Genomic DNA, 21,696 nt, shown 5'->3' with positions numbered 1-21,696 from the left:
TGAGGTACAAAATACCCCCCTCTGTCCCCCCTTAGTAAGGGGGGATGAAAGGGGGGTGTACCTCATTAGACTGAGAAAGGCTATATGTAATTAATTTAATATTTAATGAGTGGAAAAGATTGATATGAATGGTCAAATGTGTAGTTAGTAAATGCGACTAGAAATTGGATTGTCAGCATTAATGCGCCGCAGCGAATTCAAAGGATGACACGTTGAGGATAAAGACGCACTCGTCGCAAAGTATTTCTTAGCGCCTCTGCGTCTTTGCATGAAATAAAAAATTTATGCAAAAATCTTAGGGTTAGAAAAACTTAATCGTTAAACTAGAACAATGATAGAGCAACAATCGAAGGGCAATATGATGAGCGATCGCGATTACACCCTAATCTTAGATAAAAGTGGCAGTATGTCTACACCTGACCAAGCAGGTGGTAGAAGCAGATGGGATATAGCTCAAGAGTCTACTCTCGCTTTAGCCAGAAAGTGCGAGCAATTTGACCCCGATGGCATTACTGTTTACGTATTTTCCGGAAAATTCAAACGTTACGAACAAGTCACTGCAGCTAAAGTGGTTCAGATATTTATGGAAAATGACCCAGCTGGTACAACCAATCTAGCGGGTGTCTTGCTGCACGCCACTCAAAATTACTTTGAACGCAAAGCTGCGGGTAAAACAAAGCCCAACGGAGAAACCATTTTGGTTGTTACCGATGGAGAACCAGACGATCGCAAAGCTGTTTTTGAAGTTATCATCGATGCAACTCGCAAGATGGATCGCGATGAAGAATTAGGAATTTCTATTATCCAAGTAGGTTCCGATCCCCAGGCGACTAAGTTTTTGAAAGCTTTGGATGACCAGTTGCAAAGCGTTGGTGCGAAGTTTGATATCTGCGATACTTTGACTCTAGATGATTTAGAAGATATGAGTCTTGCAGATGTCTTGATGAATGCGATTACTGATTAGTTATTTGTCAATAGTCATTTGTCATTGGTAAGCGTGTCATTTAGGAAAAATGGGCAGTAGATGCAATTAACTGTACTTATGCCCAAAAAGAAATCATAAACTCCAGGCACTTCATGTGGAAATCACACAAATTGAACTCGTTAATTATCTGTTGAGTTGCGATCGAATGCGATTTGCAACTCAGCTTCAGGCATCAATCGACGCAAAACTGCTAAATGCCCATCTGCATCGTTGCGGTTACGAAAGCGAGCGACAATCGTTCGCTTTTGCAGAGAATGTATGTGGACAACAATCCAGGGCGTGAGCGCTGTACGATACACTGTATTTTTCATAGATATGAGATCCATTTCAAGGTAAAATTAGCCAGCAAAAACGAACTAGTGTGGTACTAGGAGATTTTTGGATTGAAACCTGCTTGCGAAGGAAGCAGATTTTTTAATCCGTGAAGTTAGTATCGGACGACAGTAAGAAATCTTTAGCCTAAATATGTGGTCTGCACGGGCTAAACCTATTGAGTAAGCCTTTGATGTAGTGCAATTAGATGCGACCACTGATGTACGGTGTTACTCTATCACGAAATTACAAAATTTTTATCACGGAGCGAAAAATTAGTCACTTTTATGGTGATTATTTATTTTTCCACGTCAATTTCTCTTTAAAATTTGTAACAATATGAAAGTTATTTACAATAGTTAACAATTTCCGAGACTTACTCAACTGGCACAACGCGATCGCTTTACCATAGAATTACTATATATGTAAATAAATAGTTAGAAAATATTATGGGAAGTTACGAGATGTTACAAAATCGAGATTACACCTTGATTATCGACAAAAGTGGTAGTATGGCAACCCCAGATCAAAAAGGGGGAAAAAGCCGATGGGCTACAGCAGAAGAATCTACCTTTGCGTTAGCAACTAAATGCGAACAATTTGACCCTGATGGTATTACTGTTTATCTCTTTTCTGGAAAGTTTAAGCGTTATGAAAATGTCACTGCTAGTAAGGTGACACAAATTTTTCAAGAGAACGATCCAGCAGGAAGTACAGACTTAGCAGGTGTGTTGCAACACGCTCTTGATAATTACTTCCAACGCAAAAGTGCCAATCAAACAAAGGAAAATGGAGAGACAATTTTAGTCGTTACAGATGGCGAACCAGACGATCGCAAAGCGGTTATGAAGGTCATTATTGAAGCTTCTCGCCGTATGGATCGGGATGAAGAATTAGCCATCTCTTTTATTCAAGTAGGTAAAGATGCTCAAGCAAGTCGTTTTTTGAAAGTACTAGATGATGAACTGCAAGGAGCGGGTGCAAAGTTTGACATTTGCGATACTATCACTATGGATGATATGGAAGATATGAGTCTAGCTGAAGTCTTACTGAATGCTATAAATGATTAAGCTTGGTTAGATCCCCGACTTCGCAGAAGTTGTCGGGGATCTGTCCAGTGCATTTATAGTAAATAACTGGTAGCTAAATATATGGATTCAATTGATAAATTACTAGCTGAATTAAAAGCAAATTACGAACAGCCAAAACCAGAACCAAGCCAGCAAATTCCAACAAGATCGGTAAGTATACCACTATCAAAATCGGCAAATTCTATTGATAATCTTCTAGAACAAGTTAAGACTGAGTTTGAGCAAAAAGACTTAGCCTTGGAATTGCAAAGACAGGAGCAACTAGAACAAGAGCGAATTCAGCAAGCAGAAATCGCAGCAAAAAAAATAGAAGTTTTAAAAAAGCAAGCTCAAGATTGGCTAGATAAACTAGATCCATATTCGCCTGAAGGTCTCTGGTTTGAACAATTTGCTGAAACTTACCCCTCAAAATTAGAGGCAGCGATTGAGTATTTGCACGCACAATAGTTGAGCCTTGAAGAAGGCAAAACGACCAATGACAAATGACCAATGACAAATGACCAATGACAAACGACCAATCACCTTATTCGCGATGACCTACTTGATTCGAGAGATGTTTGACACCCCATTCATGCATTGCATAAAGAATTGGTTGCAGACTTTCACCCAAAGGAGTTAACGAATATTCTACTTTTGGAGGAATTTGCGGATAAACCTTGCGAGAGATAATTCCATCCTCTTCCATCTCCCGGAGTTGCTGAGTCAACATTTTTTGAGTAATTCCGTCCAAAGCCCGTTGTAATTCGCCAAAGCGTTTGACACCTACCATCAATTCTCGAATAATCAATACTTTCCACCGTCCACCAATGACTCGAAGAGTGGTTTCCACTTCACAAGTTAACCTGCTGTGGTTTTCCGCTTTAGCTTCCATCTATGACCTCGCAGTTTCTTTTTGGTAAGTACCTTACTTTTAAGTGCCTACTTTCCATAGTAACTTTACATAGCTTAAAGTTAATGAGGAAAAACTCTTATTCTTCATACTTTATACTTCACTATGGCGCATATCCTACATATTGACTCAAGTCCTCGTGGAGAACGTTCCTTTTCACGCAAGTTTGCAGCTGAGTTTGTCTCAACTTGGAAAAACGCCCATCCAGGAGATAAGGTAACTTACCGGGATTTGGGTCACAATCCAGTACCTCATGTAGACGAATCATGGATTGCAGCAGCTTTTACTCCACCAGATGCTCGCTCACCCGAACTTGTCAAAGCCATTGAATTATCTGATACTTTGGTGGATGAGTTTTTGGCTGCTGACCGTTATGTCTTCGGTGTACCAATGTACAACTTTAATATCCCCTCTACCTTTAAGGCTTACATTGACCAGATTGTGCGTGCTGGTCGCACCTTTGCTGTTGATGCCAATGGTGGTTTTAAGGGGTTAGTTGAAGGTAAAAAGATGCTGATTGTGACAGCTAGAGGTGGAGACTTTTCACCTGGAAGCCCTGCAGCACCTTACGATTATCAAGAGCCTTTCCTAAGAGCGATCTTTGGATTTCTTGGAATTACAGACGTTAAATTCATCCACGTGCAAAACCTTGGTGCGGGTGAAGATGCTCGCCAAGCATCTTTGGCAAAAGCACAGGAAGCTGTTCAGGAAGCTGTAGCTAGTTGGTAATATCGATTTTAGATTTTGGATGCGTGGATTTTAGATTTTGAATTGACAAACCGTTCATTTGAACCGTTTCAACTTTAGCAATCCAATCCATCCGATTATTAGATTCGATGCTGCTTTTTCTACTCCAGGTATAAGAAAAATCCAAATCGGAGTATGTTAAAGCAGCTTTATCAAAAAGCGTGTCAGCCACTAACAACTAACAACCAACCACTAACCACTAACAACCAACAACTAACCACTAACAGCCCTCAACCATCTATTGACCACTGAATTAAAGAATTTTTTCACTTGGTGCTTGCGACGCCAGCGTTGGAAAGCTTTTTCGTACTCATCACCTTTAACTAGAAAGGTATTCCAAGTGTCCAGTCCCAAGGACAGCCCGCAAACGAGTAAGATATACAAAGACCAGGAAAGACCTGGAGCACTTATCATATCCAAGGATATGAAAAAAATATTAAGAATTGCATAATTGCCAAAACGCTTTTTAAATCTTCCTTGACGGTAGAGGTTAAAGGCTTGCCGTTGTTGCATTTCTCCTTGTGTTTCCAACCAGTCGCGTTCGGCTTGTTGCAGTGATTCTGGAGAAATTTCTAACTCAGCCGCAATTTCTTGCAGTTGTTCGTAGGAAAATTCTTTCTCTTTGTCATCAGCTTGACGAGCGATCGCTAAATTAAGTATTTTCTGAACTTCTTCTTGGGTATAAGTACGTCCTGCTCTGCTATCAAAATTTGCCATAACGCTAGCTCTCATATTACTATTTATACACTTGCCCTGCCAGGGAGATTTAACGTTATTGCGCTCGCCACTAGCAGTGCCAAACTATATCTAGGGTAGCAAATGCAAATCGATATCATAACATGAGCGCGTTCATATTTTAGATCCCTGACTTGTGGAAGCTGGAGATCTGCTTCAACCATTCCTCAGCTTCTTTGTACAACCTAAACTTGCGTTCGCTTGTCCGAAACTCTGATGTATGAACCATGCGCCTACCGTTAACCAGTTTTGTACCGTGGTACTTGTGTAGTAGTTCGTGATACAAGACAAACTCGACGACAAACTCGGGAATGCGATCGTCATCTAGGGTTAGGCTCATCACTACCCTATCTCTAGCTGGTTCGTAGTGAGCAAACTTTCTATAGGTATGAATTTTGCTCCAAGTTAAACGTGGTTTTACAAGTTTAGCAGCAAAATACTCCTCATTAACTTTGTCAAATAATTTATCTAGATTGTAGTGTTTTCCCGTAGAAGTTTCTGCGATCGCTTCTACAATCAAATCTAGCTCCATCAGAATTTCACTATATTCCTCAGAACTAGCAAAATCCTTCATTGCTCGTGTTGTGTTGCGACTGTTACCAAATAAAGCCGCTTGTACCAAAACTTGTAAAACTTCATCTGGTGCATTAATAAATCCTTCACTCACAATGAGAGTGGCAAAATATTCTCCTATTTTGCTTCTGTACAACCCTGCCAAGTTCGTTATCTCAACAATAACTTTAACTGAATCTTGACCCCGTGCGCTAAACGCTTGTTGAGCAATATGCTGCAACCGATACGTTGCTTGTACGTGGAGTTGCAGATTCCGTTCATCGGTTAAAAACTTCATCCATGAGTAGATTTGACGGGAAGAACTTGTGAGGTTTGCAGGGGTTGTTTGTTGATTGGAGCAAATCTTTTCGATCGCTGTTACGATTCTCATCAAAGCTTGAAGCAGTTCTTGCATCCGAGCAGCATTTGGCGTTGGGTTTGAGGCTAGGTCAAAAATTTTCTGTAAAACAGCACGTTGCTGCGCTTTGATGTTCTTAAGACCAATCATCATGTCAGGCTATTGGCAACGCCAATTTACTAGATAATCAAATAACCTCGTCATTTGTCAAGGGCCATTTGTCATTAGCAATTATCCATTAGCCATTAGCAATTAGCCATTTCTGTTTCTTTCTGCCTACCTACTTAGCATAGGAGTTGGCTCTGCCTTAAGCAAATCACCAAAAGTGCAAAAGAGTCCGAAATCCGATCTCAGTTGAAATCGCTGAAAACAAATTTTCCCGTTTGTTACGTGAAAGAATGCGAAGCCTTGTAACTTATACGACTTACCATTGGGAGGCATTCCGGCAAACTCACCTTGCCAAGTGCCACTACCTTTCCACTCTAAAATAGCCCACTCTCCATCCTCAAACAGATTTTCTACCTGAGTGTAGTGGTCAGGGAAAGCATGAAACAAAACATCAAAGCTGTCTGATGCTGACTAGCCGAGAAAAACCTGCGGAGATCGGTGCTTTTGAAGGAATAGAATTGGCAGTGCGTGCTTTAAGACTCGAAGGCTCACCTGAAGCAGCGATCTCATTGCTACAAACAAAAGGAGTGGTCGGTTCTTTGCAACAAAAGCAGTTATTGTGCGATCGCTACGGTAGTAATCCCTTGGCACTTAAAATAGTTGCTACCTGTATTCAAGATTTGTTCGATGGCGATCTTGAGGAATGCGCGATCGCTTGATTACTGCTTACATCCTACGAAGTATAATACTTTAGTACTGTGAAAAGAATCGAGCTGGGTGACAGTTTGAGTGCCTTCATAAGAATCTAATCACCAATCCAACAACTCTTCAATCTACAAAACCTGGAGGGAATGGGAGACAATGCTAAAACAGACCCCTTCACATTTACCAAGAGAATTCATCCTCACATCTTAATTCAGTTAAAGGGCAGACACCAACACAAATGTATCCCAACTCTCAGTATTTGGCAAATTCAATTCCCAAATCTGAGTGTGTCGGCATTATAATTTGGCATTCATCGTCACTTTCGCCTAGGTAATCTAAGCAGACCGATAAGTAATACCAGTTAACAATAAAACAAGATATGCGATCGCAGATAAAGTAGCCCAATAACTTTCGAGTCAACTGCTCTTCTCTGTCTATTTTCATAAATTTTTGTATCCGTCCTGTTTTGTTGTCAGTTCTGCTCAATCATAAAATTTTTCAATGACATCTGTGATGGCATCATGAATAATTTGGCGTTGATTCACTGCTCCATAATTCAAGTCAATTTTGTTGTGCAATTCTTCTAGTTGTTCTCGGAATTTGGGAGCTGCTTCTTCCATCAGGTCAATGTATGGCTCTGCTACTAAATATAAATATTCACTTACCCAAAGGGCAAGAGAGTTGTCTTCTGCCTGAAGAATTGGGCAAGGAGCTTCCCAAAAATAGACCAAGTAATCGGTAGGGTTAGAAAGTAACCAGCCACAAAACTGGTTGTCAGCAAATAATAAATCAAAGTCGCGGGCAATACGTAATCTTAGGCGATGTTTTGAATCTTTAAGAGCTGCTTGTGTCACGCAAGTAAAGAATTTTCCACTAGGTTCAAAAAAGCGAAAATCACCCATCTCTGGTTTGAGTTGTTCTGAGGAGACTAAACGTAGTAAACCTTCCACTGGTGGCTGGGATTGCCACGTTGCGAGCCGTTGTTCTGAATCCAAATTGACTTCACGTATGTGAAACCAAACACTTTGCAGTAAATTATCTGTTTTGCCAAAACGATATTCTTCAAACTCTGACCAATACCAATTGCCACTGCCAATAGTTTGCAGAAAGTGTTTTTCATGAGTCTCACCACTATCATATTGTCCGATTATCAGCGAGTTTCCTCTCAGGCTCCATCGTGGATTTGAGGATAACTTTTCTCCCAGTACAAGTTCAACTCTACCTAAATTTTCTATGTTAAATAACACGCTCGCTTCTTCCAATTAACGAATTTATACGAAATTAACTCATGAAAACTGAACGGCGATCGCCTAATTCCTCCAATTCCTCATCTGGCTAAACCAATGAAATTGCCAGGTAATTGCAATTTTATGACAGTTATGCGATGGCTATCCCGCTCGCCCCAAAAATTTTCCATTTTCTCCGGGGTTGATTGGCTTACGTCATGTGCGGCATTAGGCGAGTGGGGTATTTAATGTAACTGATTACCCGGTCATGATATAACAGGTCTTTAGTGAAGCTTATAATAAGAGGGTTTTGCTATCAAAACAAACTATATGAACAATGTACCAGAAGAAAGATTTAGTCTGGAAGAAAAAGTAGTTTTTATACTAGTGCGAATAATTTTTTTTCCATACCTGTTAATAAGCAAAATTCGGAGAATCGCTTCACTTAAAAAATCTCAGAAAGTAATGGATTGGGTAAGAACTCAAAACTTGCCCTTAAACTTCGCACGCGAACTCCAACTACCCTTTGGCTTAGCATGTATTACCCAAAGGGGTACAGTGCATACGTTACACACTGCGGATGGTCGCTACTGTATTTTAATGAAAACTGCCATTCCTTTTAGGGAAAACTTTTCGGGCACGTTTTATTGCGATCGACCATTATCTGAAAGCGATTTTTGTTCTTATCAAACTTACGATCAACCTTGCATTAGCATAGCAGGACAATACACCTGTCTGGATATTAAAGGAGAGGAGGATTACAATAATGACTTTCAGGAATTGTACGTAGTAAAACGTCACAACGAGCAACTCTTTGAGGTTGAGTACACTTTAGACTGAATATGAGCTTGTTGAAGGGAGAATGGACAGAATTGAACTTAGGCCCCAAGGGGGTGAATTTTCTTACAACTCGTTTAAGATTGCTATGTAGCAAGTTTAATAACTGTAGGAAAAAAGCACAATTTACTACTCCCTTTGGTGCTCTAAAATTCCACGCCTGCATGTAGAGTTGGCACTGCCCACCGTTCGCCGTCGATCGGCAGTGGTGTTTAGGTAAGCCAATGGCAATTAGCACTCATACAGTTTAATTGTACTAAAAAGGCGGGAGTTTCATAAAAATGTCTGAATTCAAAAAAACCCTAAGTCGGCCAATTCCCCTCAAGGTATAGCTTGATAAGACCTGCATGCGATAAAGGACGTGACAGGTTGTCCAAGTCGCAATTAGTTTCGTAATCTAACAAAACGACTGTTTTGCCAGTGCCAAGCTGTTCGAGTTCGTTGAGCAAGTCCAAAAGACAATTTTCCAGTACCCATCGGTAAGAAGGTAAGTAAATTTGCCGACGAGCTTTGTCATAAGGCAGCAGCTGCTCTCCTGTCAAGCCAGCACGATGACCTAATACTTTTCCATACTTCCGTGTTGAGCGTTTGATACCTTTCATATCAGTTATTAACATTTTAGCTGCATCCACACCTATAGACTCAAAAACCTTCAAACCTTGCCAGATCCCTTCAACGGTTGTGCTGAAATACCCAGGGGAGAACGGTACGGGAATTCCTCCATGAGGATACATGGGGCTGAAACGAACCCAAGGTTCTGAACCACGGGAAGTAACATCAATGATGAGTGCGTTGGCAAAACGTTTACGCAAACTCTCAGGTGGTTGATGACGACTCTTAACAATAAAAGGCATACCTTAACTATCTATTTTTTTTTACGAGGTTGTTTCTAAAAAAACACTTTCTTTTCCTTGCGATTCTAGCTGTGACTCCTCTTGATTTTCTAATTCTTCTTCAATTTCTAATGCTGTTACCCATTCATGCAACTCTATAGAAATCCCGAAGTACAAGTAGGCAGACTCCAGCACGAATGTATCCCAAATCTTGGTATTTGGCAAATACAGTCGGAAATTAATGGCGATCGCTCTTGCCATTTTTATTAAAGCAGCAAAGCTTTAGAAGTCGCCACGTTAAAAAGGCATACAATTGTTAAAACTTTCATGTAGAATTAGCAATTTCAATAGTAATTCTCTTCAGAAAACCCTCTTCGTACTCCCCTTCAATACTTATTCCTTTGCGCTCTAAAATTCCACTTTTGGTCAAAGATAAGAGCCGTGCGCTGACTTATATTTGGCAGGGAATGGATGTTTATCTAAAAAAGAAGCCTACAGGAAAAAAGTTTCACGATCCCCTAGCAGCTTGCTGTGCTATTGACGAATCTATTGGAACTTGGGCTGAGGTCGAGATCTACTGCAAGAATCACCAATGGGGGGCAAAATTATCTTCAGGAACTAGCACGTGGATTATTACTGACTATGACCACAACAAGTTTATCCAAACGCTCCTAGCCGTTAACTAGTGTCAAATAAATACGTATTGCTGCTTGCACGATTGTAAAGCAGGCTGACATTTGAGCAGTGTATTCGTCCCGCGCTCGCGATCGCACTTTCAACGCCGACAATGCAGTATTTACGTTCGGCGATCGCCAATTGTGTGAACCGCTCGTACTTAAATTTTCCGTATCTACTTCTTTTGAGCAATTGAAAGACAAGATTTCAGCATTAATCTAGCCTCAGACTCTGAAAAGAATTCTCCTTTAAGATTTTCGCAAGTAACTAATTGATTTCCAAACATTTTATGACTCCTGAGGTGATATTGTGAATGACCGTACACATTGCTTTCATACAGAATAACATTTGCCTCATTGATTAAATATCTTTGTAAACGATTACTCTCATTATTTTCTATTTCTTTTTTAAATTCGACCATCATATTATTTTCGTTCTGGAAAGCCCAGATTTCGATTTGAAAATTCTTTCCGGCATAAATTTCTATGCTTCCCCAAGAATTTTTAATAATTTTTGCGCCTTTAGGAGCCATTAAAGTCAGTTTAATATCATCTACAGAAATATTTAAAGAATCCATACTCTGACTTTTGGTTTCTACAGTAGCAACCATAGGATTATCGCTAAATGTGAAATTCGTGGGTCTGGAAAAACCCAATTTCTGTGGATTTAGTTGATTTGCGCCTAGCTGCTTATTCTCAGAGGTTGACGAAATGGCTAAAAACACAATAACTAACAAAAATAAATGAATTATCTTCATCTTTTCTAACTTTTTCATCTACTTCTACTTATTTGTTGTTGTCTCATTGCTTGCACTTGTATATCAATCTGTCAATCAGACCGATATATTCAGCATTTATACGGTTACTCGAAGAACAAAATGTTTTGTAAACAATGCGAGCGCCTGAATCAATAAAACATGGATAAACTGCCCAAAAATCTATAACGTAAAAATCAAACAGCCAATTTTAAAGGAGAACCTTGGAGTATTTCTTGCTCTAAATACTGCTATACTTACAAATCGCATGCAAATCCGTTGTCGTTGCGGTCTTTCTTTTTAGCCATGTCGCCAAACTGAGCCACGGGAATGCTGCGGATACCATATTGTAGATTTATGCGGGTACAAGTCTCGCTAGCTAGCAGCTGACGGACATACTCATCCCTGATTTCGGCGGCTTGGATGCAAAGTTGGGTCACTAACCCTTGGTCTCTCCCCATTTTTACAGTTCTGCCAGATGAATCCAATTGCTTGTAGTAAAAATTGGGGTTATTACCGCACTGTACTTTCAATTTAAATTGACTGCCATCAGACTCTGAAGCAGGTACTGACAAAAGAAGAAATTCAGGATTAAATCTAATGTCAGACATTTTCATATTCTTTGTATCCCATCTCCATACGCGAGACCCACTGGATATCTGATAGTTACTGGGGAGAGCAAAGGCAGGAACAACGCTTGTTAATAAAAATACCGTCGCTAAAACACCCAAAGTTTTCATACACAACCTCTCTCAATGACCTGCTCTTAGTCTTCCCACGCGATCGCTTTTTTCCGCAGAGCATTGGTGAAGTTTTAGTATTTAAATTGACCCATGACTTAAGTATACTTAGACAGAAAATGAAAATCGGAAGAATAAATCAGTAAATTATGTCACTAGTGTTATTACTGAATCTAGAATTTTGATAGCAGTGAGTTAGAGTGCTATACATTCAAGCATTTTGAAAACTGATATACCAATTTAGTAGAATTTTGCCATCAAGCACTTGGTCAATACTTACATTACCGCATGCCACTCGGATACCTAGGGATTAATCGTATTCCTTATCTTGCAATACTTGAAGTAATTTATACAAATTATTTCACTCAACCCTTCTTTCAAGACAGTCTCTCACTTCATCGTGTTAGCCTATTCACTATCGATATTTGACGCTCTTGTGATTGTTCGATGGAACCCCAATCAACATCATCCTTAACACAACATACCCTATCAAACGAGATCGAGATGGTTCCTATTGAAATCTGCCAACAAGTCATCATCGAAACCTTGTTAGAATCAATCCCTGAAAACCTAATCCCGAATACCTTACAGGTTGTACCCGTGTTCGATCGTCACTCAAATCGGTATCAGCTCCTGTGTCAGGGCTGGGTGAAGGAAGAGAAACGAGTTTTCTACCCAGTCATTCATGTTGAAATTATTGACAGCTGAACCTAACCTATGCTAGCGGCATTAATGAAGTGACATATAGTTAGTGGCGCGATAAGCTTCGCTTAACGGAAGACAGCCGTATCGCATTACTTTAAGATAACTTAACCTTTTTTCGGTCGCCGTAAGGTCTTAGAACGAATAGGACCTAAAAGTTGGTTAAGCGCACGCAGTTGTTCGGCTGTACCCATAGCAATCAGAGCATCTCCCGCCATAAAAACTGTGTCAGCCGTGGGACCACCGATCAGTTCCCCACTCGCCCGACGAATAGCCAGAAGTAATGCTCCTGTTTGTCCTCGCAATCTTGCCTGTCCCAGAGTTTGACCAACAAAAGGACAGGTTATCGGATCAAGAACAAATTCTTCCATATAAAGCTGTCGGTCTGTCCCAGAAAGCATACCATCGACAAAGTCCATCACTTGAGGTCTTAGGGCTGCTGCTGCCATCCGCTTTCCACCAGTAATGTAAGGAGAAACCACAGCATCTGCACCAGCACGCTGTAACTTTTGTAACGCTTCTTCATTACTAGCTCTTGCGATCGCCCGAATACTTGGATTTAATGTTTTTGCTGACAGAACGATATACAAATTTTCTGCATCTGAAGGTAACGCTGCTACGATGCAGATTGCCCGATTGATTCCTACTTTCAACAAAGATTCATCTAAAGTGGCATCACCCTGGTATACAATAAAACCTTGAGATTGGGCTTTTTGTACGGATTCTATACGGGAGTCAATCACAACAAAAGGGACACCCTCCGCTCCGAACTCCATCGCAATTTGGCGACCTGTTCGACTAAATCCACAAATAATGTAGTGTTCAGATAAGGATTCCATTAAACGCCTCTGTCTTCTTAGCCGAATTCCTTGTTGAAAATAACCTTCAATAACAGCTTCAGTAAATCTATTAACAATGTAACCAATACTAACAACTCCCATTAAAATCAAGGCAATGGTAAACAATCTACCTCTAGCTCCCAAGGGTTGGGTTTCACCGTAACCTACAGTAGCCAAGGTAATGACAGTCATATAAGCAGCGTCTTCCCAAGACCAGCCCTCTATGAACTTGTACCATGAAGTTCCAACCAGAAAGACACCACCGAGGGCAATCATCCCTGCTGTTAACTCTTTTTGAATGCGTTTGTACTTTTGCTCGAGGGTAGAATACACAGTTTTTTTAAAAAATAACTCGTTTGAGAATATTTGAGAGCTGGCTTAAGATGATGTTTGTACGAAGATTTTTTGCAGGATTCTCATAGAGAGTAGCCATTCGCTGTAATATGAAGAATTTTCAGGAGGTGGGCAGTGAGCGCACAAACTCTGGTTGACCAAGCGATAATACCATCTAGCCCCTTTGATACGGAAGGTTTTAATCAAGCCGTGATGTCTACTTACGCACGGTTCCCCCTTGCCTTAGAACGAGGTAATGGCGCTCGTGTTTGGGATACACAGGGGCGAGAGTATCTCGACTTTGTGGCTGGGATCGCCACTTGCACTCTAGGACACGCCCACCCAGCTATGGTGGAAGCGGTAACTCAACAAATACAAAAGTTACACCACGTTTCTAATTTGTATTACATCCCAGAACAGGGAGAGTTGGCAAAGTGGTTAATTGAACATTCTTGCGCGGATCGGGTCTTCTTTTGCAATTCGGGGGCGGAAGCTAACGAAGCGGCGATTAAACTGGCGCGGAAATACGCTCACACAGTGCAGCAAATTGAAAAACCCATCATTTTGACAGCACAAGCAAGTTTCCACGGTAGAACTCTGGCAACGGTGACTGCCACAGGGCAACCAAAGTATCAAAGAAACTTTGAACCTTTAATGCCTTGTTTCCACTATGTACCTTATAACGATCTCAATGCAGTAGAAGTTGCTATTAGCGAACTGGATGAAGGGGATTATCGCGTATCGGCAATTTTATTAGAGCCATTGCAGGGAGAAGGGGGTGTTCGACCGGGAGATATTGCTTACTTCCAAAAGCTGCGAGAGATTTGTGATGAAATCGGTATTTTGCTGATTTTTGATGAAGTCCAAGTTGGAATGGGGCGTAGCGGTCACTTGTGGGGGTATGAACATCTTGGTGTTGAGCCAGATATTTTCACCAGTGCTAAAGGCTTGGGCGGTGGTATTCCTATTGGGGCAATGATGTGTAAATCATCCTGTGATGTTTTCCAACCAGGAGAGCATGCCAGCACTTTTGGTGGAAATCCCTTTGCTTGTGGCGTCGCCCTCGCCGTTTGCCAAACCTTAGAGCGGGAGAATATCTTGCTCAATGTTAGGGAGAGAGGCGAACAATTGCGTGCTGGGTTAAGAGCGATCGCAGCTAAATACCCCAATCAAATTATAGATGTAAGGGGCTGGGGTTTGATCGACGGCATGGAATTGAGCGCAGATCTGCCAATAACTGCTGCTGATGTTGTCAAAGCTGCCATAGACGAAGGCTTGTTGCTGGTGCCTGCAGGTCCTAAAGTTGTGCGGTTTGTTCCACCTTTGATTGTGACTGAGGCGGAAATCAACACGGCATTGCAAGCTGTTGATAAAGCAATGGCGACAGTGGCAAAATAACGTTTTTCACGTTGAGCTATTTGTCAGTAATAAACCCAAGTCAAGAAACTCCTTCTTGCCTTGGGCTAACTTTGTCAAAATAGCACCGAAACGTTAAATATTCGATATGTTATGCTGTCGCAATACAAAAAGAAAGATGAAGGCAAGTTTTTATGTTAGCTGTAGAATTTCAAGCAAACATCCAAAATGGTTTAGTTGAGGTTCCCGAACGTTACAGACAGGAATTAGAAAACTATAAAAATGTAAGAGTCATTATTCTTGTCGATGAAACACAACCTCAAGTTGATATGATTGATTATCTGCTAGAGCATCCTATTCAAGTAGATAATCAAACTCCTTTGAAGCGAGACGAAATTTATGACCTCAGCCAGTCTATTTTATAGATACAAATGTATGGTTTTACGCTCTAACAACTGCTTCAGATGACGAAGATTCACGCAAATCTGAAGTAGCAAAATCTTTACTTAAATTGCCAAATATAGTAATGAGCACACAGGTAATTAATGAAGTTTGTACAAATTTGTTGAAAAAAGCACGTCTCTCTGAACAGGAAATATCCAATTTAATTACCAGCTTTTATAGAAAATATAGAGTTGTTAACTTTTATTGCGAAACTTTATTAGAAGCGTCTAATTTACGCACTCAATATTATTTCTCCTTCTGGGACAGCCTACTTGTTGCAAGTGCTTTAGATGCAGGAGCAAATATTCTTTATTCTGAGGATATGCAAGACGGTGCTCCGCTCCTCTGTGTTCTCTAAACCAGAATGGAACGAAGGCGAAGTACTCATCAGGGATCTACTGGATGTTGCCCGTAAAATGGTAACGCTTCTGACCAATTAGGACGCATACCTTTTTGCCAATCTAAATACGCCAGTTGCAATACGCTTGTGACAGTTGCTGCTAACCCAGATGTTGCTTCAACAAGTTGATAGCGTTGGTTCCAATTGGTTAACTTCTCTTGCCATACCTCTGGTGCGATCGCAATATCTGGTAATAGAACCTCTAGCCCAGAAGCATTGGGGTTGGGTTGATAGATACCACCAAAAACTTGACCTCGTTGGGCTGGCATCTGTACGGCAATAACAGGTTCCTTTAAACTTATATCCCCTTCTGCCTGCGGCAAGCGAATGTGTGACCATGCCACAGCTGCCAAATTGGAGACAGCAAATACGGGAATGCCCAACTGTTGACCCAAAGTACGAGCAGTCACAACCCCAATGCGAGTGCCTGTAAAACCACCCGGTCCCTTAGCAACTGCAATAAACGCCAAGTCAGCCCAAGTTTGAGGCTGAATAAATTCAATTAAATACTGGTGTAAATGGCTGGATAACTCACGGTCTAAATACCAGATATGAGAACGAGTGTCTCCCGCAAAGTTGCTTATTGCCAAGCCCAGTTCGCGAGTGGTAGTGTGGAGTGCTAATCCGTATTTTGTTGGTGGCAGGTGTTGTAGTTGAATGGTCAAGCTGAGTTTAGATTAAAGATGTGCTTTCATCCCGTTGCCAGGATTCGGTTAACTTAATAATGATACAAGAAAATTTTCTGCCTCTTCATAAAAGGCTATACTGTTCGCAAAAGTGGTAACTACTGGCAGTTAAGCGCGGATGGGTAGGTGTTGAAATTCACCTTACAAGAAAAATAGCCGTATTCCTTTTGGTACATGACATAGCGGCGAGCGTACCATCCAAGCCATCCGCGCACCTTACCCAGCCTTGATTTCAGCCATTTTCCCTCTAGTCAATCTCAATTTCTCGTGCTATGATTGAGCCATCCGCGATTTTGAACCATGACAACCAAATACCGATTGAGTTCCAGGCTCCTGCCATTGCAATTTCATTTACTCCCTATTAGGGATTGAAACATGAGGCGGCGCGGACGGCGATCGCTAAAGTGATTGCAATTTCATTTACTCCCTATTAGGGATTGAAACCTGATGCTATTTCTATAACTGGAACTTTGTAAAATTGCAATTTCATTTACTCCCTATTAGGGATTGAAACTAACAGATCGGAAATTATATCTGACATAAAACACATTGCAATTTCATTTACTCCCTATTAGGGATTGAAACTCAATCTTGAAAGCTCTACTCTTTTCAATTGTCCCAGGCATTGCAATTTCATTTACTCCCTATTAGGGATTGAAACAACATTAATACAATGCTCAAATACGGTACGATCGATTGCAATTTCATTTACTCCCTATTAGGGATTGAAACAAGTTTCCGTACAGACTGACAATTGCCGAATCAATGGCGATTGCAATTTCATTTACTCCCTATTAGGGATTGAAACGGAAATTCTACTGAATAGCTCGTGAAATGTGCCATAATGTATTGCAATTTCATTTACTCCCTATTAGGGATTGAAACCTGCTTTTTCATTAGACAGCTTGCTGGAAATACCAGATTGCAATTTCATTTACTCCCTATTAGGGATTGAAACGGAGCAGAAAACTCGCGAGGGGATAGCTTGGGAGAATTGCAATTTCATTTACTCCCTATTAGGGATTGAAACGCAAAAAAAAGGGGGAGACGGACTAGATACCGTCAAATTGCAATTTCATTTACTCCCTATTAGGGATTGAAACTGAATCCTAATACTTTATATTCATAATTTTGAAGCGAAAAGTAGATTTTGAAAAGTTTTTTAGTAATTCAGTACTAGAAGAACTGGTATACGGGTAGATTAACATTAATTTGTATGATAAGTGTGTTTCTATACATTTTTAGACTCTGTTCTCTATGTGGAAGCACGTTGTGGCAGTAACTGCCATCAAGTGGTTCCAATACTGCAAGGGCTGAGGAAATTGTAGGTTAGGTTTACCGTGTGTGAAACCCAACAAATGTCTGTGAATGTTGGGTAGAGTTCCTCAACCTACTTGGTGGATTCAAGCTCTTTTTTGGCACCATCGCAACAAATGTCTGTAAATGTTGGGTTTCGTTCCTCAACCCAACCTACGTATTTTCGGATTTTTAGGCTTAAGCAACAAGTATTGCAAGTGGTTCAACTCACAGCTTGATGTTCAGGGAGAATATTTGAGGATTTGAGTGTTTACAAAACAAAAACTTGAGACATTGTCCCAAGTTTTTGTTTGGTTTAAGGAGTGCGCGATCTACAGAAAAGGGTAACCGTAGTTCCCTCTTCAAGTACAAACGACATTATAGAATTCTTAACAAAACTGTCATCAAGTCTTGGGAAATATTCCCAAAATCAAGTTTTCAGTCTTTAAGCTTGTTGCTATAATAGGAAGATGAAGTACTTTATTACTGACGAGACTTGAGACAACTTCTCAAGTTTTTTCAGTTATGGTGCTGGTGCGACGATTCCGCCTACGATTGGTAGTCCGCCTAATAAACCACCTAGTAGTGGGCCGACAACTGGTACTGAATCCAAGAGTCCGCCGGTTCCTGCTGCAGCTATTCCACCTACTACAGATGTTAAATCTTCGTTGCTCAGTTCTTCAACTTGGTTGACGGTTTCTTCAACTTGGTTGACGGTTTGCAATTCAGCGATTTTGATGTTAGCCATGATTTTCCTTATGTTGTAACAAGAAGTATTCCGTTCGGAATAACTATTTAGATTATTACGCCAAAAAGCTTACAAACAGCCAATTTGAGGGATTTTAGTTCGACGTAAGTGTAACTATTTTGTCCTAAGGAACATTGCGGTTTCTCCAGAAATGTGATAACCGGAAGTTATTTGCAAGGGAGACGATCTCCTTGTTCAGTCCGGGCTGTACATCTTCCGTTAAAAAATAATGCGATCGCATCTGTAAATCCTGCAAAAGAACTATAATCTTGAGAAACGATAGACACCTTTAAACCTAATTTTTCTGCATTGGCTGCCGTGTAAGGTCCAAAACAAGCGATAACACAATTTTCATAATCGCTTTTTGAATTAACCATTTTTAAAAAAGCCATAATTTCAGCAGTACTGCTAAAAGCGATCGCATCTATTTTGCCCTTTTTAACTAAACTTAATTCAACCTCATAAACAGTTTTTTCCAAACAGCGAGTCATGTAAGTTGGGACGCGAGTCACATTCATCCCCAACTGTTTCAACCCAGCAACAAAATTGGGAACGACATCAGGTTCTGGTACGCCCAACACTTCAGGAACTGGTACAAGCACTGTTTGTTTGGCAATATTAGGAATCTTAGCTAATTCAGCAATAATTCCTGCTGGGCTGGGTTCTTTTGGAACCATATCAACTTTAACGCCAAAAGCAGCTAATTTTTCCGAATCTATACCGATAGCGCACAAACGGCACTTTGCCAATACCAATGGGTTGATTTGTAACTCATCCAACCGTTGGAAAAATGCCTCAATTCCATTTCTACTAGTAAAAGCAATCCAATCGAATTGCTCAATTTGTTGTAATGCAATATCTAATTCAGTAAAATTTTCCAGCGAACAAGTTTCTATAGTTGGCATGAGCACTGGTAAAGCACCTTGGTTAACAAGCTGGTTAGATAATCTCATAGCATAATTCCGAGGTGCAGTGACAAGAATTCGCTTCCCGTGTAAGGGAAGTTGGGTAGATGATGTTAGCAACATTTATTTCTAAAAAGTATGAAGTATAAACGATAAAGGATAATAAATCCTACTTAATGAAGATGCTCTATTTCGGATACAGTGTATAGACTCACTTCATCCCACACACTTTATCCTTCTTCTGTTTTAGCACTGATTTTTTGAATGTTGTAGAGATGTTCTTTATATTATTTAATAATAAGGGGTTTGTTTCATCAATAAACATAAGAGCCAAAAGCAATGTAGAGACGCGCTGTTTGAAGCGTCTCTAAAGGTTGTACGCACGCATAATTAATTTCTGAAGATGTTTAATCAGGTGAGCAACGACTATAATTTAAAGACATATTACTTATTTACGATCTACTAAGTATTTCTATCTTTCGGAAGATAATCAGGAGAGCCATCTTGCCCCATCCCATTCAACTTGCTCAACCACCACTAGAGTTTATTCCACCGCACTACAACCCACTTGTACGCTATATGATGCAAGTGATTTTACCCGTTGTGTTGCGTTTAAGGTTGCGACCCTGGTTACCAACTGGTATTGCCCAAGTTGAAACGGTGAATGTTGAGGTGTTAGCCAAGCTGTACCAACAATTTCAGGCTGGCAAAATCCGCTTTTTAATTGCCTTTCGCCATCCTGAGGTGGACGATCCTCTGTGTATGTTTCACCTAGTATCTAAAGCTGTACCGGAAATTGCACGTAAAAAAGGGATTTCGCTGCAATCTCCAATCCATTCTCACTTTATTTACGAACGGGGAATGACTTTATGGGCGGGAAATTGGTTGGGTTGGCTGTTTTCTGGGTTGGGCGGCTTACCAATCCATAGAGGTAAGCGATTGGACAGAATTGGCATGAAGACAGCACGGGATTTATTTGCCAATGGTAAAATTCCCATTGCTGTCGCTCCTGAAGGAGGAACCAACGGACACAGTGAAATTGTCAGCCCTCTAGAACCGGGTGTTGCTCACATGGGCTTTTGGTGCGTGGAAGACTTGCTCAAAGCCAATCGGACTGAAGAGGTTTTCATTGTGCCAGTCTACAATCAATATAGCTACATCAATCCATCTTGGAAAAAACTAGATTGGCTTTTAGGAAAGTTAGAAGCAGATTGCGGTTTACCAGTGCAGCAAATGAGCCAAGCAACTCTGGTTGACCGAGAGAAGTTTTTCTATGAGCGACTGTTTCATCTTGGCGAACATATCCTTTTGCAAATGGAAAAGTTTTACGATCGCTTTAACCATCAAAGCACCACCCAAGCAGCACCAAGCGATCCATCTGTTAGCCGCAACCAGATACTCGCCAATCGTCTCCAGAAAGTATTAGATAGATCCCTAAAAGCAGCCGAGCAATTTTTTGGGCTGGACAGCGAAGGAAACATAATTGACCGATGTCGTCGATTGGAAGCCGCATCTTGGGATGATATTTACCGCAAAGATTTGCCCGATTTGCAGACACTATCACCCTTAGAAAGGGGTTTGGCAGATTGGATTGCAGAAGAAGCATCTTTGCGAGTACTGCATATGCGTTTGGCAGAGAGTTTTGTTGCAGTTACAGGAAGCTATATTTTAGAAAAGCCATCTTTCGAGAGATTTGCAGAAACCTCTTTGATTTTATTTGACTTAATTGCTCGCATTAAAGGAGAGAAAAGCCCCGCACGCCCTCGACTCGGTTGGAGAAAATCTCGGATAACAGTGGGTGAACCGATTTCTGTAACAGAACGTTGGTCAAAGTATCAGCAAAGCCGTCAAGCAGCTAGACAGGCGGTTATTGATTTGACACAAGATTTACAAATGGCGTTGGAGAAAATGATTAAGCTGTAAGGTATTTAATTTTCTCATATTGACCGAGGGCAGGTGGTACTAAGTCGGTTTACATATAAACTCTTTTCATCTAAATTATTCTGAAAGAATGCGGGTATTTTATGTGTGGCATAGTGGCTTTGTTTTCACAAAAGGGACTTATTTCCGAATCCTCTTTGAGATTAGGTATTGATTGCTTGCAGCATCGAGGTCCAGATGGACAAAAATTTTGGATTTCTCCTGACCGTCGAGTTGCATTAGGACATACACGACTAAGTATTATCGACCTCCAAAACGGAGATCAACCGATTGCCAACCAAGATGAAACTCTACATATTATTGCCAATGGTGAATTTTATGACTTCGAGCGTATACAGCGCGATTTGAAACAATGGGGATATCAGCTAAAAACCAACTCTGATACTGAGATAGCCCTGCATCTATATAACGAGTTTGGCACACAATGCTTACATTATCTGAGAGGATGTTTGAAAAGTCATGATTGATGTATCAAATATTTTTTACCCCACCCTAACCC

Annotated in this window: 29 protein-coding genes and 1 CRISPR repeat array; of the genes, 13 read left to right on the top strand and 16 right to left on the bottom strand. The window is 40.7% G+C overall.

The window, feature by feature from the left end:
- The first annotated feature begins 358 nt into the window (after positions 1-358).
- Positions 359-964 (top strand): VWA domain-containing protein, encoded by a 606-nt coding sequence (locus F7734_RS29010; RefSeq protein WP_155748077.1) that lies wholly within the window; start codon positions 359-361, stop codon positions 962-964.
- A gap of 140 nt (positions 965-1,104) precedes the next feature.
- Here F7734_RS29010 and F7734_RS29005 read toward each other — a convergent pair whose 3' ends face one another.
- Complete coding sequence (locus F7734_RS29005) at positions 1,105-1,296, bottom strand: hypothetical protein (RefSeq protein ID WP_155748048.1); 192 nt, start codon at positions 1,294-1,296, stop codon at positions 1,105-1,107.
- Between the two features lie 465 nt (positions 1,297-1,761).
- Here F7734_RS29005 and F7734_RS29000 point away from each other — a divergent pair, with 465 nt between their 5' ends.
- Positions 1,762-2,367, top strand: a complete 606-nt coding sequence (locus F7734_RS29000) for a VWA domain-containing protein (protein WP_155748047.1) — start codon at positions 1,762-1,764, stop codon at positions 2,365-2,367.
- Positions 2,368-2,448: 81 nt separating this feature from the next.
- Entirely contained in the window at positions 2,449-2,835 is a 387-nt protein-coding gene (locus tag F7734_RS28995) for a hypothetical protein (RefSeq protein WP_155748046.1), read from the top strand.
- Between the two features lie 76 nt (positions 2,836-2,911).
- Here F7734_RS28995 and F7734_RS28990 read toward each other — a convergent pair whose 3' ends face one another.
- Positions 2,912-3,259 carry a helix-turn-helix domain-containing protein gene (locus tag F7734_RS28990; protein WP_155748045.1) on the bottom strand — a complete coding sequence of 116 codons (348 nt, stop codon included), beginning with the start codon at positions 3,257-3,259 and terminating at the stop codon, positions 2,912-2,914.
- Between the two features lie 123 nt (positions 3,260-3,382).
- On the opposite strand from F7734_RS28990, the gene F7734_RS28985 reads away from it, so the two are divergent.
- Positions 3,383-4,006, top strand: coding sequence for an FMN-dependent NADH-azoreductase (locus F7734_RS28985; protein ID WP_155748044.1), 624 nt, complete (start codon positions 3,383-3,385; stop codon positions 4,004-4,006).
- Positions 4,007-4,237: 231 nt separating this feature from the next.
- Here the strand turns inward: F7734_RS28985 and F7734_RS28980 are convergent, their stop codons facing one another.
- From F7734_RS28980 to F7734_RS28970, 3 genes are all read right to left on the bottom strand, one after another.
- Entirely contained in the window at positions 4,238-4,741 is a 504-nt protein-coding gene (locus F7734_RS28980) for a 2TM domain-containing protein (protein ID WP_155748076.1), read from the bottom strand.
- Between the two features lie 139 nt (positions 4,742-4,880).
- A complete protein-coding gene (locus tag F7734_RS28975; RefSeq protein WP_155748043.1) occupies positions 4,881-5,822 on the bottom strand; it encodes a M48 family metallopeptidase in 942 nt (313 codons plus the stop codon).
- Between the two features lie 123 nt (positions 5,823-5,945).
- Positions 5,946-6,224, bottom strand: coding sequence for an ester cyclase (locus F7734_RS28970; RefSeq protein WP_155748042.1), 279 nt, complete (start codon positions 6,222-6,224; stop codon positions 5,946-5,948).
- A 17-nt stretch (positions 6,225-6,241) separates the two neighbouring features.
- Between F7734_RS28970 and F7734_RS28965 the strand changes: the two genes are divergently transcribed.
- Positions 6,242-6,496 carry a hypothetical protein gene (locus F7734_RS28965; protein ID WP_155748041.1) on the top strand — a complete coding sequence of 85 codons (255 nt, stop codon included), beginning with the start codon at positions 6,242-6,244 and terminating at the stop codon, positions 6,494-6,496.
- Positions 6,497-6,734: 238 nt separating this feature from the next.
- Here F7734_RS28965 and F7734_RS28960 read toward each other — a convergent pair whose 3' ends face one another.
- Together F7734_RS28960 and F7734_RS28955 are read right to left on the bottom strand one after the other, a co-directional pair.
- Positions 6,735-6,926, bottom strand: coding sequence for a hypothetical protein (locus F7734_RS28960; RefSeq protein WP_155748040.1), 192 nt, complete (start codon positions 6,924-6,926; stop codon positions 6,735-6,737).
- Positions 6,927-6,964: 38 nt separating this feature from the next.
- Positions 6,965-7,729, bottom strand: coding sequence for a hypothetical protein (locus F7734_RS28955; protein WP_155748039.1), 765 nt, complete (start codon positions 7,727-7,729; stop codon positions 6,965-6,967).
- 444 nt (positions 7,730-8,173) lie between these two features.
- Between F7734_RS28955 and F7734_RS28950 the strand changes: the two genes are divergently transcribed.
- A complete protein-coding gene (locus F7734_RS28950; RefSeq protein WP_155748038.1) occupies positions 8,174-8,548 on the top strand; it encodes a hypothetical protein in 375 nt (124 codons plus the stop codon).
- A gap of 299 nt (positions 8,549-8,847) precedes the next feature.
- On the opposite strand, the gene F7734_RS28945 is transcribed toward F7734_RS28950, so the two are convergent.
- Positions 8,848-9,399: a hypothetical protein gene (locus F7734_RS28945; RefSeq protein ID WP_155748037.1), complete on the bottom strand. Its 552-nt coding sequence runs from the start codon at positions 9,397-9,399 to the stop codon at positions 8,848-8,850.
- A gap of 21 nt (positions 9,400-9,420) precedes the next feature.
- Complete coding sequence (locus F7734_RS28940; RefSeq protein ID WP_155748036.1) at positions 9,421-9,639, bottom strand: hypothetical protein; 219 nt, start codon at positions 9,637-9,639, stop codon at positions 9,421-9,423.
- Positions 9,640-9,800: 161 nt separating this feature from the next.
- Here F7734_RS28940 and F7734_RS28935 point away from each other — a divergent pair, with 161 nt between their 5' ends.
- The gene (locus F7734_RS28935; protein ID WP_155748035.1) at positions 9,801-10,064 is read left to right on the top strand and encodes a hypothetical protein; all 264 of its coding nucleotides are present in this window, start codon (positions 9,801-9,803) and stop codon (positions 10,062-10,064) included.
- Here the strand turns inward: F7734_RS28935 and F7734_RS28930 are convergent.
- From F7734_RS28930 to F7734_RS28920, 3 genes are all read right to left on the bottom strand, one after another.
- A complete protein-coding gene (locus F7734_RS28930) occupies positions 10,050-10,256 on the bottom strand; it encodes a hypothetical protein (protein ID WP_155748034.1) in 207 nt (68 codons plus the stop codon). The two genes, F7734_RS28935 and F7734_RS28930, sit on opposite strands and share 15 nt — an antisense overlap.
- The gene (locus tag F7734_RS28925) at positions 10,229-10,828 is read right to left on the bottom strand and encodes a hypothetical protein (protein WP_155748033.1); all 600 of its coding nucleotides are present in this window, start codon (positions 10,826-10,828) and stop codon (positions 10,229-10,231) included. Before F7734_RS28925 ends, F7734_RS28930 begins: the two co-directional genes overlap by 28 nt.
- Positions 10,829-11,064: 236 nt before the next feature.
- Positions 11,065-11,547 (bottom strand): hypothetical protein, encoded by a 483-nt coding sequence (locus F7734_RS28920; RefSeq protein ID WP_155748032.1) that lies wholly within the window; start codon positions 11,545-11,547, stop codon positions 11,065-11,067.
- Positions 11,548-12,051: 504 nt separating this feature from the next.
- On the opposite strand from F7734_RS28920, the gene F7734_RS28910 reads away from it, so the two are divergent.
- Positions 12,052-12,255: an element excision factor XisI family protein gene (locus F7734_RS28910; RefSeq protein WP_166482224.1), complete on the top strand. Its 204-nt coding sequence runs from the start codon at positions 12,052-12,054 to the stop codon at positions 12,253-12,255.
- A 101-nt stretch (positions 12,256-12,356) separates the two neighbouring features.
- Here F7734_RS28910 and F7734_RS28905 read toward each other — a convergent pair whose 3' ends face one another.
- On the bottom strand, positions 12,357-13,421 hold the full coding sequence (locus F7734_RS28905) for a potassium channel protein (protein WP_166482223.1): 1,065 nt from the start codon (positions 13,419-13,421) through the stop codon (positions 12,357-12,359).
- A gap of 135 nt (positions 13,422-13,556) precedes the next feature.
- On the opposite strand from F7734_RS28905, the gene F7734_RS28900 reads away from it, so the two are divergent.
- The 3 genes from F7734_RS28900 to F7734_RS28890 all read left to right on the top strand — a co-directional run bounded on the left by F7734_RS28900 (position 13,557) and on the right by F7734_RS28890 (position 15,579).
- Complete coding sequence (locus tag F7734_RS28900) at positions 13,557-14,819, top strand: aspartate aminotransferase family protein (RefSeq protein ID WP_166482222.1); 1,263 nt, start codon at positions 13,557-13,559, stop codon at positions 14,817-14,819.
- 152 nt (positions 14,820-14,971) lie between these two features.
- Positions 14,972-15,202, top strand: a complete 231-nt coding sequence (locus tag F7734_RS28895; protein ID WP_155748029.1) for a hypothetical protein — start codon at positions 14,972-14,974, stop codon at positions 15,200-15,202.
- On the top strand, positions 15,199-15,579 hold the full coding sequence (locus F7734_RS28890; protein WP_166482225.1) for a PIN domain-containing protein: 381 nt from the start codon (positions 15,199-15,201) through the stop codon (positions 15,577-15,579). Before F7734_RS28895 ends, F7734_RS28890 begins: the two co-directional genes overlap by 4 nt.
- 29 nt (positions 15,580-15,608) lie before the next feature.
- Here F7734_RS28890 and tsaB read toward each other — a convergent pair whose 3' ends face one another.
- The 3 genes from tsaB to F7734_RS28875 all read right to left on the bottom strand — a co-directional run bounded on the left by tsaB (position 15,609) and on the right by F7734_RS28875 (position 19,379).
- The gene (gene tsaB / locus F7734_RS28885) at positions 15,609-16,286 is read right to left on the bottom strand and encodes a tRNA (adenosine(37)-N6)-threonylcarbamoyltransferase complex dimerization subunit type 1 TsaB (protein WP_155748028.1); all 678 of its coding nucleotides are present in this window, start codon (positions 16,284-16,286) and stop codon (positions 15,609-15,611) included.
- A gap of 359 nt (positions 16,287-16,645) precedes the next feature.
- Positions 16,646-17,410: a CRISPR direct-repeat array (repeat unit 37 nt; unit sequence ATTGCAATTTCATTTACTCCCTATTAGGGATTGAAAC).
- A gap of 716 nt (positions 17,411-18,126) precedes the next feature.
- Complete coding sequence (locus F7734_RS28880; RefSeq protein WP_155748027.1) at positions 18,127-18,351, bottom strand: hypothetical protein; 225 nt, start codon at positions 18,349-18,351, stop codon at positions 18,127-18,129.
- Positions 18,352-18,518: 167 nt separating this feature from the next.
- Complete coding sequence (locus tag F7734_RS28875; protein WP_155748026.1) at positions 18,519-19,379, bottom strand: uroporphyrinogen-III synthase; 861 nt, start codon at positions 19,377-19,379, stop codon at positions 18,519-18,521.
- Positions 19,380-19,760: 381 nt separating this feature from the next.
- Between F7734_RS28875 and F7734_RS28870 the strand changes: the two genes are divergently transcribed.
- Together F7734_RS28870 and F7734_RS28865 are read left to right on the top strand one after the other, a co-directional pair.
- Positions 19,761-21,179, top strand: coding sequence for a 1-acyl-sn-glycerol-3-phosphate acyltransferase (locus F7734_RS28870; protein WP_155748025.1), 1,419 nt, complete (start codon positions 19,761-19,763; stop codon positions 21,177-21,179).
- Positions 21,180-21,292: 113 nt separating this feature from the next.
- Positions 21,293-21,664, top strand: a complete 372-nt coding sequence (locus tag F7734_RS28865) for a hypothetical protein (RefSeq protein WP_207714239.1) — start codon at positions 21,293-21,295, stop codon at positions 21,662-21,664.
- Positions 21,665-21,696: the final 32 nt, after the last annotated feature.

It is taken from the genome of Scytonema sp. UIC 10036 (assembly GCF_009725235.1).
The sequence above is the reverse complement of the archived record's forward strand: the minus strand, read 5'-3'. Positions and strand labels throughout refer to the sequence as shown.